Annotated in this window: 16 protein-coding genes and 1 pseudogene; 5 read left to right on the top strand and 12 right to left on the bottom strand. The window is 37.5% G+C overall.

Annotated elements, in window-relative coordinates; genetic code table 11:
* Positions 1 to 11 precede the first annotated feature (11 nt).
* The 3 genes from MKY88_RS09165 to MKY88_RS09155 form a co-directional block, all read right to left on the bottom strand.
* Positions 12 to 1,460, bottom strand: coding sequence for a tetratricopeptide repeat-containing diguanylate cyclase (locus MKY88_RS09165; protein WP_340813459.1), 1,449 nt, complete (start codon positions 1,458 to 1,460; stop codon positions 12 to 14).
* Between the two features lie 233 nt (positions 1,461 to 1,693).
* The gene (locus MKY88_RS09160; protein ID WP_193831634.1) at positions 1,694 to 2,884 is read right to left on the bottom strand and encodes a hypothetical protein; all 1,191 of its coding nucleotides are present in this window, start codon (positions 2,882 to 2,884) and stop codon (positions 1,694 to 1,696) included.
* A complete protein-coding gene (locus MKY88_RS09155) occupies positions 2,877 to 3,383 on the bottom strand; it encodes a sigma-70 family RNA polymerase sigma factor (RefSeq protein ID WP_193831633.1) in 507 nt (168 codons plus the stop codon). Before MKY88_RS09155 ends, MKY88_RS09160 begins: the two co-directional genes overlap by 8 nt.
* A 115-nt stretch (positions 3,384 to 3,498) precedes the next feature.
* On the opposite strand from MKY88_RS09155, the gene MKY88_RS09150 reads away from it, so the two are divergent.
* Positions 3,499 to 3,939: a MerR family transcriptional regulator gene (locus MKY88_RS09150; protein ID WP_193831632.1), complete on the top strand. Its 441-nt coding sequence runs from the start codon at positions 3,499 to 3,501 to the stop codon at positions 3,937 to 3,939.
* A complete protein-coding gene (locus tag MKY88_RS09145; RefSeq protein WP_193831631.1) occupies positions 3,926 to 4,279 on the top strand; it encodes a DUF4260 domain-containing protein in 354 nt (117 codons plus the stop codon). Before MKY88_RS09150 ends, MKY88_RS09145 begins: the two co-directional genes overlap by 14 nt.
* A gap of 254 nt (positions 4,280 to 4,533) precedes the next feature.
* Here the strand turns inward: MKY88_RS09145 and MKY88_RS09140 are convergent, their stop codons facing one another.
* The 6 genes from MKY88_RS09140 to MKY88_RS09115 form a co-directional block, all read right to left on the bottom strand.
* Complete coding sequence (locus MKY88_RS09140) at positions 4,534 to 4,755, bottom strand: hypothetical protein (RefSeq protein WP_340813457.1); 222 nt, start codon at positions 4,753 to 4,755, stop codon at positions 4,534 to 4,536.
* A gap of 9 nt (positions 4,756 to 4,764) precedes the next feature.
* On the bottom strand, positions 4,765 to 5,835 hold the full coding sequence (locus MKY88_RS09135; protein WP_340813456.1) for a LolA family protein: 1,071 nt from the start codon (positions 5,833 to 5,835) through the stop codon (positions 4,765 to 4,767).
* Between the two features lie 7 nt (positions 5,836 to 5,842).
* A complete protein-coding gene (locus MKY88_RS09130; protein WP_193831629.1) occupies positions 5,843 to 7,282 on the bottom strand; it encodes a HAMP domain-containing sensor histidine kinase in 1,440 nt (479 codons plus the stop codon).
* Positions 7,279 to 7,977 (bottom strand): response regulator transcription factor, encoded by a 699-nt coding sequence (locus MKY88_RS09125; protein WP_193831628.1) that lies wholly within the window; start codon positions 7,975 to 7,977, stop codon positions 7,279 to 7,281. The genes MKY88_RS09130 and MKY88_RS09125 overlap by 4 nt, the downstream gene beginning before the upstream one ends.
* A 300-nt stretch (positions 7,978 to 8,277) precedes the next feature.
* Positions 8,278 to 9,294, bottom strand: a complete 1,017-nt coding sequence (locus MKY88_RS09120; protein WP_008175807.1) for an inorganic phosphate transporter — start codon at positions 9,292 to 9,294, stop codon at positions 8,278 to 8,280.
* 15 nt (positions 9,295 to 9,309) lie between these two features.
* Complete coding sequence (locus MKY88_RS09115; protein WP_025114899.1) at positions 9,310 to 9,930, bottom strand: DUF47 domain-containing protein; 621 nt, start codon at positions 9,928 to 9,930, stop codon at positions 9,310 to 9,312.
* Between the two features lie 545 nt (positions 9,931 to 10,475).
* On the opposite strand from MKY88_RS09115, the gene nhaC reads away from it, so the two are divergent.
* The gene (nhaC, locus tag MKY88_RS09110) at positions 10,476 to 11,858 is read left to right on the top strand and encodes a Na+/H+ antiporter NhaC (protein WP_340813454.1); all 1,383 of its coding nucleotides are present in this window, start codon (positions 10,476 to 10,478) and stop codon (positions 11,856 to 11,858) included.
* 51 nt (positions 11,859 to 11,909) lie between these two features.
* On the opposite strand, the gene MKY88_RS09105 is transcribed toward nhaC, so the two are convergent.
* From MKY88_RS09105 to MKY88_RS09095, 3 genes are all read right to left on the bottom strand, one after another.
* Positions 11,910 to 11,954: a hypothetical protein gene (locus MKY88_RS09105; protein WP_340814811.1), complete on the bottom strand. Its 45-nt coding sequence runs from the start codon at positions 11,952 to 11,954 to the stop codon at positions 11,910 to 11,912.
* Positions 11,955 to 12,167: 213 nt separating this feature from the next.
* Positions 12,168 to 12,878 carry a cytochrome c biogenesis CcdA family protein gene (locus tag MKY88_RS09100; RefSeq protein WP_069480971.1) on the bottom strand — a complete coding sequence of 237 codons (711 nt, stop codon included), beginning with the start codon at positions 12,876 to 12,878 and terminating at the stop codon, positions 12,168 to 12,170.
* A gap of 26 nt (positions 12,879 to 12,904) precedes the next feature.
* Positions 12,905 to 13,642, bottom strand: coding sequence for an urease accessory protein UreH domain-containing protein (locus MKY88_RS09095; protein WP_328201950.1), 738 nt, complete (start codon positions 13,640 to 13,642; stop codon positions 12,905 to 12,907).
* Positions 13,643 to 13,949: 307 nt separating this feature from the next.
* On the opposite strand from MKY88_RS09095, the gene MKY88_RS09090 reads away from it, so the two are divergent.
* Both MKY88_RS09090 and MKY88_RS09085 read left to right on the top strand, forming a co-directional pair.
* Positions 13,950 to 14,717, top strand: a complete 768-nt coding sequence (locus MKY88_RS09090; protein ID WP_193831625.1) for a sporulation protein — start codon at positions 13,950 to 13,952, stop codon at positions 14,715 to 14,717.
* A gap of 83 nt (positions 14,718 to 14,800) precedes the next feature.
* Positions 14,801 to 14,923: pseudogene (locus tag MKY88_RS09085) on the top strand (HAD family hydrolase); the annotation flags it as partial.
* Between the last annotated feature and the right edge of the window lie 71 nt (positions 14,924 to 14,994).

The raw sequence follows: 14,994 nt of genomic DNA, 5'->3' as shown, positions 1-14,994 counted from the left end.
CCTCTTTCTCTTTAAATACCATTTCCCACATCACAATAATGGTTATAGTGTGTAATTTGGTTGCGTCCATTACGCTTCGACTTGTAGAGCGCTTCATCTGCATGTTTGATGAGCTCTTCCACTATCTTTATCTTGCCAAAATTATTAGTACTCACACCAATACTAAATTCCAATTGAACTGTTTCACCATTCACCATGAGTGACAAAGCCGTTAAGGTTTGATAAAGGTTGTCGGCCAATGTTTGTACCGTTTCCCCCTCTTTTACTTGACTGAGAATTATAAACTCGTCTCCACCAAAACGTGCGACTATTGATTCAAAGGGTTGAAAATAATCTTGCAATGTTTTGGCGGTATTCGTTAATGCATCGTCTCCAAATAGATGACCATTCATATCATTAATTTCTTTAAAATGGTCTAAATCCACCATCATTAATGCTAATTGCTGATTACCTTCAGCTGCTTTTTCGAGCATCCTCTTTGCATTTTCATCAAAGTAGCGTCGATTGTAAATATTCGTCAGTGGATCGAAATAAGCATTTTTTTCAAATTGCTTCTTATGATCGTTGTACTCCATTTCAAATAATACATGAGAGTAATTTTCACGTTGAATTTCTAACAAAATATTAATATATTCTTTCTGAACAGCACATAATACAATTTTATTGCCTTGATCCTCTATAAGCTTCACTAATGAATTATAGATAATTTGAAGCAAAGACAGATCATTGTTTTGCAAAGCATAATGTTTAGTCTTTTGATATAAATCAATAGCTTCACTTACCCGTCCCTGTCGTTCACAGAGAATGGCATAGGCATTGAAAACCTCTAATTGTACTTTTGAATAAGGCGGGTTATGAATCGTGGCTAGTAGTTCTTGTAATAGTATATTGGCCTCATCAAACTCATTTAGCCATATAAGTGATACTGCTAGGTTTGTTTTTGGATACATAATTCCTGTATAAGGCTCTTTATGTTGCACTTCAAACGCATTCGAGTAATAAAGACTTTTTAAGGCGAATTCCTTGGCTGTACGATAATTGCCCATAGAGATTTCCAAATCGCTCAGATTATTATAAATTTTCCCCAAGCTCTCCACATGTTGAATAGATTCAGCAATTTTTAAGCCCTTTAACATCAGCTCTTCAGATTTCTTTAAATGACCAAATGTCCCCCAATAAATCGCGGCTATATTATAATACTGAATGAGATCAATATCATTACCATGTTGAAAAGTTAGCTCACGATATTGTTCAAGTACACTAATCGATAGCTGTAAATCACCTGTTTGAAAATAGCTGGCACAGCTATAACGTAATAGAAGGATTGCCTTATCATACATTCCAAGCTTAATGGCACTTTCGACTGCGGCACTACTTATTTCTATATATTCTAAAAAACGATCCGCGTTATACAATTCATTGAGCGTAATCCATAATTCTTCAAATTCTTGTACGTTCATACCGCTCCCCCTTATCTTCAACCTTACTTCTTTAATACTACCTGCACGAATAAAATATTACAATTCTTTGGACTCATTTATTTTTACAAAATTAAGCAATTAATACTAGACAAACAAATTATTGTGTATATTATCCTATGTTTCTAACTTTATATTTTAATGGTAAATTTAACATAGTACTTTCACTATAATTTTCTCGCTAACAAAAAACAAGCCTCTTTCACAGAGACTTGTTAAGATTCTTCTATACCTAGTAATTCTTTTAATTTCTTGGCCTTTTCGGAGTTCAATTTGATTTCTCCGCTTCCTATCTTTTGGAGATAAAGTGAACCTCCATAGCCTTTCCATATTTCAATACGCACCCCTTCCACCTGAAAGGAGTAATTAGGTGGTCTTCTCATATAGTCAGCAGTCTGCCAAGGCATATCCTGCAAGAATTCAGCTACTTCTTGTTCATTTTGCAGATTGAGCTCCACAGTGACGTCAGGCTCTAATACCTTCACATCGTTTAATAAGCCGTATTTTCGGACAACCCCATTTTCCTCTATGCTACCCGTTTCAGTCGAATGGAGGGTAATATAGTCCCCTTGCTCTACAGGAAAATCAGCTAATACAGGGTACCAGTCAGCTTGCTCATACTTTTCCTCCAGCTGTTCTTCTGTCATATGATCGAGATCTTTTGGAATGATACCTTCGATAAATAAAAAAGCATTTGACTCAACCTTTGCAACGGTTCCCACTAAAGAGATGCCAGATGTACTAGAATGGTCCACGATGTTATTTTCCTTTTGAAAGGCCGTCGCCTGTTCAGCAAAATTCATTTGGAAGTACCGACTAGCCTCAATATCCGCTACTCCTTTGTAGGCATAAAAAGTTGGATATTTTTCCTTATACACCGCGTAGAGCTTCGTTCTAGCTGTATACATCGGCAGGAGGGGTTTCATATAAACATCCACATATTTACTTGGTTCTAATCCTCGAAAAAAAGCTTTATATTTAGGCGATTGCTGTAGTATTTCCATTTGCTCAACGAAGTTTTTCCTCTCCGTCTCAAGTTCATCCTTCGTATAGGTAATTCCTAATGACTCTGCAAAATAGTAGGCAGCAACAAGCTTCTCATACGAACGATAAGCCTCTTCTTTATAATATTCCTTGTTTTGATTTGGCCACATCATTTGGGTTATACGCTCGAAATGATCGAGCTGTGTTTCATGAAACCATGTAGTCGTCTGGGTTGTTTCCTTCCCTAACAGCTGTACCAGTATAAATCCTGCCACACATAGGGTGAGCACGACCGATAAAAGTGTGAATCGATAAGGCTTCTTGTTGGAATTCCTAGGATGGAGCACACGATGTTTAACACGTTCTTTGCTACTCGTCATATCCCCCGCTACTTTCACCAATTCTTTGTGTAATTTATTCATCCTTTAGCACCTCCCATTCCTCCTGCTTCAGATGGGGCTTTAATGCCTCTCTTGCCCGTCTCAGCCTTGTTTTCACCGTATTTTCTGAAACTCCTAATAATCGGGCAATCTCATGTATTTTCATTTCTTCAAAATAATAAAGAATGATCGGCTCTCGATACAGAAGTGTTAGCTTTAAAATTGAGGCTCCCACAGAGGATCGTTCCTCCGCCACGACTAGCTCATCACGCTGTTTATTCCACTTCATAGGAAACACTTTTTCTTGTACTAGTAGTTTTTTATAATGCCAGCTTTTTAAATAATCCTTGCTTTGATTAATCGTTAAAGTGGATAAAAAAGCGCGTAGCTGCCCACGTTCCTCATAATTACATTGAGAAAATTTAATAAAAACCTCCTGTACAATATCCTCCGCCGTTTGTCGGTTCTTTACATAAAAATAAGCGAGACGCAATAAATGCTCTGCATGTTCATCAATTATTTGTTCAAGTATGCCATCCACCTCCCCCTCTTACACAATAAACGATTCCCACTTCATGACCGTTTCAAATTTTTTCATAAAGTTTATTGACCTTGGAGCATACTCCAATGTTAGGATGATTTTAGGAGGTGCTCATATGAAAATTAAACAATTTGCCGAGAAGTTTCAATTATCCACCGATACAGTCCGTTATTACGAAAAAGAAGGACTATTACATCCACAGAAGTTAAACAATGGCTACCGTGAGTATGATGGCACATGTGAACAGACCATGAAATTTATTCTCGTCCTTCGCCAGCTTGGCTTTACCTTACAAGAAATCAACTATTTACTGACACTCGAACAAAAACCTATATCCACAAAGTGTAATGAAGAAACAGTACAGCTATTTTCTGCAAAGATTGACCATATTGAACAGCTCATGCACTTTTATCAGCATGCACTACAATCGCTACAGCTAACTAAAACGTTAATGGCTAATGGACAATTTAAAAACAATCAAGAAAAAATTAACTCACTTATTGAAGGTATGTACCAAAATTTACAGGAAGGTCGTGGCTACAATGAAACTACGTAAAATTATCTCTCTAGAATATGTCATCGCCTTTATCTTGATGGCCTTTTTTTATGGGCATTTAGATTTTTCATGGCTATCATTTATTTTATTTTTATTGCTGCCTGATATCACTATGGTCGGTTATTTGATCAATTCAAAAATGGGTGCCCTTTGCTATAATATGGGCCATAGCTTTGTCATACCTGCTGTACTTCTCGTGATTGGCTTTACGCTTTCCATATCAACACTTCTGATGGTAGCCTTGATTTGGCTGGCACATATTTTCTTAGATCGAGCACTCGGTTACGGATTAAAATATGACGAAGCCTTTACAAAAACACATTTACAGCAGATTGCATAATGAGCAAGATGAAGCAAAAAAATAGGAGCTTGGATAACCAGGCTCCTTAAGGGATCAATGAACGATCATTTACTTGAATGTCTCCTCTTTTAAATGCTGTAAATACGTTAACGTAAAATAAAAGCAAATGGCCATTAACAAGGGGGAAATCTATTGTTGAGGATAAAACCTTTTTACATAAACATTGTAATAGATACTCTGTATTCCTACTAGAAGAAGCAGGACCCTCATCCGAGATCCTGCCTTTAAACTTTTTATATTAATCGTTTTAACAGTGATTCATAAAGCCCTACCATCAATAATCCTATTAATATCGGAATAAGTGAAGTAAAGCTGAAATAAAAGCCTACTTCATCATATTGGCCTGTAAAATGAAATTGTAGCCAAGACACTTGATAGGTATCGCCTACCCCGTATAAAAAAATAGTAGTAAATAAAAACAGTGCAAGACATTTCAGCCCTTGTGTTCGTTTCATAGCATCACCTCATTGAACAAGTTCCATTTGTTTTGCATAGCTTACAAGATCCTCTATCGTTAATTCAGGATTTTCGCCAACAATACTATATTGGTAGCCGTTTTCTTGCCAAGCAATCGAACGGAAATTTTTATCATCCATAACCGTTCCTTTTTGTCCTCGAATATCTATCTCTTTTTCATTTAAGATGGGGCCAATTTCAGCGATACTATCATCTGCTTTAAAAATAGTGACGAAAAAAGCTAGCTCCCCATCTAATCCAATGTCAAAAGAATATTCTGGTCGATCCTCTAATCCTTTAACCATTGAAATTTTATCTATAGTAAGACCATTTGCTGGCGGAACCATTAAAAACTTTTCTAGTTGTTGCTTCGCTTCGTCCAATGAAATTAATTCTGAAGTATCTTCACCGCTAATTTCTTGGATTGTTACATCCTTTGGTAGATCAAGTATAAATTGTTGATCATCAATTTTTTCACCAACATTTATTTTTGAGTATTCAGTGATCATTTGATTACCTGCATTATCTGATTTCATTTTTAACGTCAGCCAAGTTTTTTTGTCAATCCATGCTTCTATATCCCCAAATAATGATTCAGTTTTTTTAGCTTTTGCTACAATTTTATATGTGTCTCTCCCAGCAACCTTCTCTTCACCGGATATCTTAATATCATGTGTATCTTTAACCAAATTAAAAACAAGCTGTACCTCTTCCCTAGGCGATTGCAGTCCGTCTAATTCACCTTGTGGATAAGCCATTTTATAGGCTGTATGTTGAGTGACATCATAACTTATCAGTTCAGAATCAGTTTTGACCGTGATGACATGTTCATCATTGTCCCCTTTCATCTCTATACGTCTATTGCTATTCTTGACCCATTCTTTCACTTGAACTTTGCCACCTAGCTCCCCCATATCTAACGTATATTCGCCATAATAGGTAAGTGGTTCCCTCGATTCCTGGAGTGCTTGCTCAATAATTTCTTGCGGTGAATACGATGCCTCCGTATTACAGCCTACTAAACTAAATGTCATGGCAGCGATTAAGCCCGCTGCTCGGCATGATTTTTTCCAATTCATAGTTCATTTACTCCTTTATAGGTGGTAGCCAGCAGACAACAGCTGTTCCAATATTCTCCCTAGAAAGCAGCTCTACAGTGCCACCATGTTTTTCAATTATTTGTTTCGTAATATTTAAGCCAAGTCCCGTTCCTCGTTCTCCAGCCTTTGATCTTGCATGATCCGCTTGATACATGGGCTCGAATAACTTTACAATGTCCTTTTGTGGCAAGCCCTGCCCAACATTCTGCACGATCAAATACATACCCTCTTGCTTTGTTAAAGCTGGCTTAAGGAAATCAAACCCCCATTCCGGAAAACTTCCAGCTTTAATCGCCGCTAAACCAATAGATGTACCGATCTCACCATAACGCCATGCATTGCTCAATAAATTATCAATCACGCGCTGAAGTTGTTTAGGGTGCACAGCATACAGCCCATCTACATCACAGAACACTTCTAATGTAAAACTTTGTTCCTCACATAACGGTTCATAGTCTGACAAAGCCATCTCAAAAAATTCTTCCCCATCAACGGCTACCAGCTCTAATTCATAGTTCGTTGATTGGAGTAATGTAAACATCAATAAATCTTCTAGCATATGCTTCATTCGATCAGCCTTCGTGATGATGACCTGCTGATATTCTTCTTGCTGCTGTTGTGATAAATCATTGTTTAGTAAGGATTCCGCATAGGCTTGAATAGCGGTAAGAGGCGTTTTTAAATCGTGGGAGATACTTGCAATCATCATCTCTTTTTGCTGTTGTTCTACTTTTAAGGAAGCCCGGGTCATTTCAATTTCATGTTGCATCGCCATAAATGTTTGGGAGAGTGAACCAATCTCATCTTTTCTTGTACTTAAATTGGATTCTATATGCTCACCTTTGGCAAAATTTCGCATTTGATGCATCAGTTCTCTTAATGGTCGATTAAGTTTCCTATTAAGCAACAAAATGACCCCTATATAAATCACTAGAAACAGCAAGATAGCGCCTATAATAACAAGCCATGAACGCTTCTCTACACCTTTTACCCAATCAGTTCTTATTAATTGAACTTCATAGATGCCCAACAAGTCCCCATTGTGATATACAGGCTCCTTGTAGGTAAAAGCGTTGTACGATTGTTGTAAATCATATAAACCTTTAAACATACGCTCTTTCCATACATAGCCCGATTGTAAAGGGTTAGAGGAATATAAGACAAAACCTGATTTCGTGTAAAGTGTAATCGCTAGCTGCTCATTGGTCAGCTCTTCTATCTCTTCTAAATTTGCATTTTTTTGATATAGTGCTGGATTGTCAACGATCGCTTTTACCTGATTTAGCTCCGTCCATTTATCAAAGTATTCCGCAACATTTTTATCTTGATAATAAGCATTTATCCACACATATAGACTATAAGCACCAGATATGGGCAACACCATGACAATAAAAAAAGTGATAAGTAACCAAGATTTAATTTTCATAATGGTTCACCAATAAAACGATAACCCTTGCCCCACACAGTTTGAATAAAATATGGATGTTTAACCGAATCCTTAAGCTTTTCCCGTAGTGCCTTAATATGTACTGTGACAGTATGTGTGTCCTCTAAAGTCGTTTGCTGCCAAATATGCTGATATAGTTCCTCTTTCGTAAAGGTTTGATTCGGATTTTTTGCTAATAGATTGACAAGAGCAAATTCTTTTTGAGTTAACGCTATTTCTTGCTGATTAACGCTCACTATTTCTCGTTGCCAATCAATTATTAATCCATTGGCATAGGCAGTCTGCTTTTCTACATCGTCTTGCTTGTTATAGCGTCTCCAGCGTCTAAGATGAGATGCCACCCGAGCCTTTAATTCCTCCAAACTAAACGGCTTTGCAATATAATCGTCCGCTCCCTGCAAGCCCTCCACCTTATCCGCTTCTTCTTTACGAGCACTCATCATAAGGATGGGCACATCACTTTCCCAACGTATATTTTGACAAACTGTAAGACCATCCATTTCTGGTAGCATCCAATCCACCAACACTAAATCAAATGGTTGTGCCTGAAAATCTGCCAGCCCTTCAAGACCTGTAGTTGCCCATGTTACCAGATAGCCCTCTTGCTCCATTGTATCTTTGACAATGCGACCAATAGCTGCATCATCCTCAATCAGTAATAACTTTACCTTCATCCATTCTCCTCCTGCACTAACCTTACTACGGAAAAAACGATTTTCTCCGAACTTTACACTTTCTTTATATTTAACATAGAACGAATCTGAATTTTACACAAATGATTGGGGTTTTCCATTTCTTCTGCACGGGGTTATCCTTCTCTTTGGTCGTTCTATCCATCACTTCAGCAGCGCTATCCGTCACTTCACTCATTCTATCTGATTCCTCGATTCTATCCTCCACTCTGCTTGGGCTATCCGGCACTTTTTTCCAAACAAAAAAAGAATGCACAGTGATTGTGCATTCTTCTGATCAAGCTAGAAAAATAAACTTAAAAAATAGTAAATTAATGCGGCCATTACTGCAGAGATTGGCATAGTGATGACCCATGTTGTGACGATTTTACGGGCCATTCCCCATTTAACGCCTTTGACACGGTGTGCTGTTCCTACACCCATGATAGATGAAGAAATAACATGTGTTGTGGATACTGGTAAGTGTATTAATGTCGCACCAAAGATGATGGAAGCCGAAGCTAAATCAGCTGCTACTCCATTCACTGGGCGAATTTTCATAATTTTGCCACCCACTGTTTTGATGATTTTATAACCACCTACAGAGGTACCAAGACCCATTGCTGTAGCTGCTGCAAAACGTACCCAGAAAGGAATATCGTCACCTGTGTGTAATCCACCTGCGATTAAAGCTAATGTGATAATACCCATGGCTTTTTGAGCATCGTTCGTTCCGTGTGTAAATGATTGCAAGGCAGCTGTCCCGATTTGCATGGTACGGAAGCCTTTATTTGTACGGTATAAATTCATATCTTTAAAGATGACCTTCAATATGGTCATCATTAGGAAACCAGCGGCAAACGCTAGTAGTGGTGAGAAAATCAATGCTTGTAAAATTTTAATAAACCCAGCATAGTTCAGAATACTGAATCCAGCTGCTGCAATAGCGGCACCTGCTACTGACCCAATTAATGTATGGGAGGAACTAGATGGAATTCCAAAATACCATGTCAATAAATTCCATGTAATGGCAGATAATAGAGCTGCTAAAATGACGACAGAACCTGTGATATCGCCATCATAGGCATTTAAGGTAAACGGGTCCACAATATCTTTTGTTAAGGCTTTGGCAACCCCAACAAATGTAATGGCTCCGACGAAGTTCATAACTGCAGCCATGTAAACCGCTGTACGTGGTTTTAATGCACGGGTTGATACAGACGTTGCAATAGCGTTCGCTGTATCATGGAAGCCGTTTATAAAGTCGAACACTAAGGCGAATATAACGACTAATATGGTAATTAGTAATATTGTATCCATTTGTTACACTCCATCTTATGCGTTACGCATAATTATTGTTTCAATTGTGTTTGCCACTGTTTGGCAGCTATCAGCAATATCCTCGAATTGCTCATAAATATCCTTGAAAACAATGAGGCGCATTGGATCTTTTTCTTGAATAAATAACTGTTTCATAGAGGAACGGAAGATTTCATCACATTCACGTTCATTATCTTTAATTTGAATCGCATGTTTACGCATCTCTACAAGCTTTTTATTATTTAATAGCTCCATGGCTTGTACCATCTCATCAGTACTCTTCGCTATATATGTTAGGAATTGACGCATTGGCTCCGTTACTTCCGTTAAATTGTACATATTGAAGTGAGCAATACAGCCTTCCATTCCATCAATTACATCATCTAATTTATTGGCTAAAGCTAAGATATCTTCTCGCTCAATTGGTGTCATAAATGATTTATTGAGCATAACGATAAGCTCATGAATTAATTTATCGCCGCTTGTTTCATATTCTTTCATTGTATCGGCAATTTCTTTTAACGCATCTATATCTTGAATATGGGCATTATGAGCATAATAAATTCCCTCATTCACATTTTTAGCGATTTTTAATAATGACTGAAAAAATGGATCTTGCTTGTTTGAGTTGAACATCTTGTTCCTCCTGTAAAATAAAAATTATCAATTTCTGAACCATCATAACAAAACATTTACACAATTCTACAAAATTTTAAACAGTTAAATGTTGATTTTACAAAACTGTAATATAAAATTTGCCACATTTATTTTTAGGCTGGTTTCCAAGTTGTAAACGTTGGAAATCAAATAATAAAAATCACTATTTTTTCTTTAAATATGACCATTTTTTCTGTTATTTTTATAAAAATACTTGAAATAATCTTTTTTCTCCCTATTTGTTTACCACGTGAAATGTTAAGGAATTGTAAACGATATTTACATTCGAAATAAGTATTACCTCTGTTATTTTTTACCTACAGAATGTCGAAACATGTCACCTTTCCTATTTGTTATGCTCGTCCTCGTTGCTGCTTATACATAAAATTGCGGACAGCAACATGAGAGCATTTACTTGAGGGAATCCTGCAATTTTCTGTCAATTGACAAAAAATATTAGCGTGCTATAATACTTTTGGGCTTCACCGCATTGAAGCGAAGAAGTATTTATTAGGAGGTTTCATATGTTTCGAATAGAAGCTAAAAGCAACCCTCGATTTATTGAGGCAAGCTTCGTTATACTTTTAATTATTGCCACAATGTCTTTTAGTATTGGGTATTTAAAAGCAACACCCCATATTCCGATTTTTCTCGTTATTTCACTTTTACTAGCCTATGGATTACTAAAAAAAGTTCCCTTTCGCGATCTAGAGGGTGGAATGATTGCTGGTGCTAGTGCTGGATTGGGCGCTGTTTTCATCTTTTTCTTTATTGGTATTTTAATTTCGAGCTGGATGATGGGTGGAACAATCCCTACGCTCATCTATTATGGTTTTTTAACTGTTTCACCAAACTTTTTCTTTGCCATTGTTTTTTTAATTTGTAGCATCGTTGGTATTTCTGTTGGTAGTTCGTTAACAACAGTAGCAACTGTCGGAGTGGCATTTATGGGTATCGCAGGTGCCATGGACATTTCATTAACCATAACAGCTGGTGCAATTGTTTCTGGTGCTTTTTTTGGTGATAAAATGTCACCATTATCCGATACAACCAATCTTGCCTCAGGAACAGTCGGTGTAGATTTATTTGAACATATTAAAAATATGGGCTGGACAACTATCCCTGCTTTCCTGATCTCATTCGTACTATACGCTATTTTATCGCCAACAGGCGAAGCAACATCTTTTGACACTGTGGAGCAATTTAAAGAAGGATTATTGACTACAGGACTTATTCATTGGTATACATTATTGCCAATTGTTGTCCTCGTTATTATGACTTTTTATAAAGCTCCTGCCGTTATTACATTAGCCGTTGTCTCTATTCTCGGTGTAGGCCTATCTTATACACTAGATCCCCTACCAGCTTCAGACGTCTTCAAAGTTTTATTTGATGGCTATGTCTCTCACTCTGGTAATAAGGAAGTAGATGCCTTACTGACACGCGGAGGCATGAATAGTATGCTATTTACAATTGCTCTTGTTTTACTGGCCTTAACAATGGGTGGCCTTTTGTTCACACTTGGTATCATACAAAGTATTTTAGCTAAGGTTGAAAGCTTATTTAAAAGTGCCGGTTCCGTTATTACAGGCGCCGCTCTTACCGGCATTGGAGTCAATACATTAATCGGTGAGCAGTATTTATCTATCCTGTTAACGGGTGAAGCATTTAAAGCTCAATTTGCGAAGGTTGGCCTAGCACCTAAAAACTTATCACGTGTCATGGAGGATGCTGGAACGGTTGTCAATCCACTTGTACCTTGGAGTGTCTGTGGTATTTTCATCACAAGTGTCCTTGGAATTTCCACACTCGATTACCTACCATTCACCTTCTTCTGTTTGCTTGGACCAATTCTAACCGTTATTTTTGGTTGGAGTGGCAAAACATTAACAAAGCTTGAGCAATAACAAAAGGTAGCTGATTTTTGATCAGCTACCTTTTTATGTTTCAAAAAGTTTCTATTCTACCTTCACTTGTCCCATCATACCATTATCTTCATGCACTAATAAATGACAATGGACACCCTTATCTTGAAACTTCCTGCCAATTTAACTGTTTCATCTGGTTCAATGGACACCGTATCTTTCCAGCCCCGTTCATTGAGAGAAACATCGTCTGCTGTTTTACTAGTACTACACACACCTATAAGTAAAATCAATACTGTCTGTTACGACAAAAGTAATGTAACAAAGTAGTATAGAGGAATGTGAAGAGCGTTAAAATCCTGAAAAACCATCGAACAATGGGCTTAGCCAAATGATGATTACTGTTAAACCGTCGAAAAATAAAACAATTCCTAGCACAATCATGAAATAGCCACCCACTTTTGTAATCGTTTGACTATATTTTCGTATCCATGCGAGTTTCGTGACAAATTGGGATAGCAGGAAAAATGGTATGGCAAACCCTAAAACATAGGCAACCATATAAAACATACCCATCCCTGGATGTTGAGAAGCCATCATAAAAACTGCCCCAGTAATCGGGCCTGTGCAAGGGGTCCATCCCGCTGCAAAGGCAAGCCCGATGAAAAAGGAGCCCAAGTAGCCTGTAGGACGATTTTTAAAGGAAAGACGTTTTTCTTGCATTAAAAACTTCGGGGTCAAGGCCCCTATAATAATTAAACCAAAGAGAACAATTAAAATAGCCCCAACCTGTCGCAATACATCTTGGTACTGGAAGAAAAACCACCCGACAACAGATGAGCTATATCCTAAGAAAATAAAAATTACTGAAAATCCAATTAAAAAGAACAGTGTATGCAACATACCAATCGTTCTTAATTTTTTATTGTTTCCCTGAAGCTCATCCAGTGACATCCCTGTAATATAAGAAATAAAAGCAGGATAGAGCGGTAAGGTGCATGGCGAAATAAAGTTTAAAAATCCTGCGCCAAAGGCTAAAAAAAGATTCATATCTGGATTCATTTTGATCGCTCCTTACATATTACATGCTAAGTTATTCCCCAATATGTAATCGTGTCCATTATACCTAGTAATAGTAACAATATGCCTGCCACTTTTTGAATAACTCTCCCCATCTTCATGCTTGTTCGTAAAATGAGTCGCTTAGCATCGAAAAGATAAATGAAAAGAAGCATAATGAGTAGTGGTACAGAAGTTGCAACCCCAAAAATACTAGGTAAGATAAGCCCATAGGATGTGCCAGTTACGATGGGCATTAGCCATACAAAAAACAGCACAAACATGGTCGGACAAAAGGCAATAGAGAAACTAGCGCCCATTAAAAAAGAGCCTAATTTGCCCCCTTTCATAACGGGAGGAATAAACATCGACAGACGATTTAAAAATTTCAGCTTCAATAAACCTAATAAAACGAGTCCTGTCATCACCATAATTGGTCCAATGGCCTGACGGAAAATGGGAAAATACAATGTCATTTTAGTTTCAAACGATTGACCAAATAACCATGCTAAAAGCCCAAGTCCACTAAAAACAACTATTTTGCCAAGAATAAAAAACAGTATCTCCTGCCAATTATTTTTCATTTGCAGGGTTTTATTTCCATAAAATGTAATAGCACTCATATTGCCGGTTATTTGGCATGGAGCTAGTGCCCCTATGAGACCTAACAGAATCGCCATAGCCCATGCTGAATGCTCATAGGCATTTAAAAATTGATTGATTGGCTCACTTAGAAACTGACTAATAGCTGACAAAAAACTATACAATTTAAACACCTTCAATCTATTCATCATTTCAGCTTTACAAACTAGCCAAAACTAGTATAAAGGTTAAATATGAATAAATGATGCAGAAATCGACTCTCCTGTTTTTAGAAGACGATGATGTGATCAAAGTATGTCTTTTTGTTGGTAGAAGCTTTAATTCGAATCTTCACGGAGAGCGGTCCTTCCGTTTGAGGTACTGCATCCCTTTTCGATTTTCAATTAGTATGGTGAAAATTTACGAGTCTTGAAACCTTTTTTCAAACTGTGCGTATGTATAGCTAACAATGTCAGTAGGAGGAATGTAAGAATGTCTTTTTTTCATAAAGCACTAGCAAGTTTTGGGATAGGTTCAGCAACGGTCGATACAAGGTTGGAAAAGGATACTTATCAAGCTGGAGAAGTCATGCGCGGGGAAATCATCGTGCGTGGCGGTCAAGTTGAACAACAAGTGGATTCCATCTATCTGTCTATTAATACGACATATATACGAGAGTCAAATGATCATAAACATACAGAGGTGGCCACTCTACAAAAAGTCAAAGTGACAGAGCCTTTTACACTAGCTTCTAGTGAAGAAAAGGTCATTCCCATTTCGTTGACACTGCCATTTGAAACACCGATTAGTGCGGGTAAAACGCAGGTCTGGATTCAAACTGGACTCGATATTAAAAACGCCGTTGACCCAAGTGACAAAGATTATATTCGTGTCCAGCCAACAACCCTCGCAGCGCAAATACTTGATGCTATAGGTCGATTAGGTTTTCGTTTACGAGAAGCAGAATGTGAGCAAGCCCCAGCTCGCTTCCGTGGGTATTATCCATTTGTACAGGAGTTTGAATTTGTACCAACAGGCTCCTTTAGAGGTCATCTAGATGAACTTGAAATGGTCTTCCTGTCCCAGTCCAATCATTCAGCAGAAATTCTTTTACAAATTGACCGCAAAGTAAGAGGCATTGGGAGCTTCTTCGCAGAGGCTTTAGAGATGGATGAAAGCTACGTTCGAACAACAATTACGATGCACGATTTACCGACGCTTCCAGAAAAACTCCAACAACTTATTTCAAAGCATATGTAATTTCAATAAAAAGTAGTTGAAGAGCACTTCAACTACTTTACTTTTTCTCCTAGCTTCTTTTATGAAGGCGGAGGTTTTATTGCATGGGAATAAAAGCAGTATTATTTGATTTAGATGGAATTTTGTTGAACAGAGATGAATCTGTAAAATTATTTATTGAGTCGCAATATGGTAAGACATTGAAACATATTCCAAAAGAAAGCTATTGAGTTAATGCTTGATCTTCTTCGTCCTATTTCATCGAAATGAAAAAAGACTGTAGACAACTCAAAATTTT

This window comes from Lysinibacillus sp. FSL R7-0073 (assembly GCF_038009065.1).
In the GTDB taxonomy this organism is placed as follows: domain Bacteria; phylum Bacillota; class Bacilli; order Bacillales_A; family Planococcaceae; genus Lysinibacillus; species Lysinibacillus fusiformis.
This window is presented reverse-complemented; position numbering and strand designations above follow the sequence as displayed.

Coding starts and splice junctions, on each gene's coding strand:
- MKY88_RS09125 (WP_193831628.1), bottom strand. CDS start 7,977: ATGAAGGTAAAGTTATTACTGATTGAGGATGATGCAGCTATTGGTCGC.
- MKY88_RS09150 (WP_193831632.1), top strand. CDS start 3,499: ATGAAAATTAAACAATTTGCCGAGAAGTTTCAATTATCCACCGATACA.
- MKY88_RS09135 (WP_340813456.1), bottom strand. CDS start 5,835: ATGAATTGGAAAAAATCATGCCGAGCAGCGGGCTTAATCGCTGCCATG.
- MKY88_RS09160 (WP_193831634.1), bottom strand. CDS start 2,884: ATGAATAAATTACACAAAGAATTGGTGAAAGTAGCGGGGGATATGACG.
- MKY88_RS09090 (WP_193831625.1), top strand. CDS start 13,950: ATGTCTTTTTTTCATAAAGCACTAGCAAGTTTTGGGATAGGTTCAGCA.
- MKY88_RS09145 (WP_193831631.1), top strand. CDS start 3,926: ATGAAACTACGTAAAATTATCTCTCTAGAATATGTCATCGCCTTTATC.
- nhaC (WP_340813454.1), top strand. CDS start 10,476: ATGTTTCGAATAGAAGCTAAAAGCAACCCTCGATTTATTGAGGCAAGC.
- MKY88_RS09165 (WP_340813459.1), bottom strand. CDS start 1,460: ATGAACGTACAAGAATTTGAAGAATTATGGATTACGCTCAATGAATTG.
- MKY88_RS09115 (WP_025114899.1), bottom strand. CDS start 9,930: ATGTTCAACTCAAACAAGCAAGATCCATTTTTTCAGTCATTATTAAAA.
- MKY88_RS09130 (WP_193831629.1), bottom strand. CDS start 7,282: ATGAAAATTAAATCTTGGTTACTTATCACTTTTTTTATTGTCATGGTG.
- MKY88_RS09120 (WP_008175807.1), bottom strand. CDS start 9,294: ATGGATACAATATTACTAATTACCATATTAGTCGTTATATTCGCCTTA.
- MKY88_RS09100 (WP_069480971.1), bottom strand. CDS start 12,878: ATGAATCCAGATATGAATCTTTTTTTAGCCTTTGGCGCAGGATTTTTA.
- MKY88_RS09140 (WP_340813457.1), bottom strand. CDS start 4,755: ATGAAACGAACACAAGGGCTGAAATGTCTTGCACTGTTTTTATTTACT.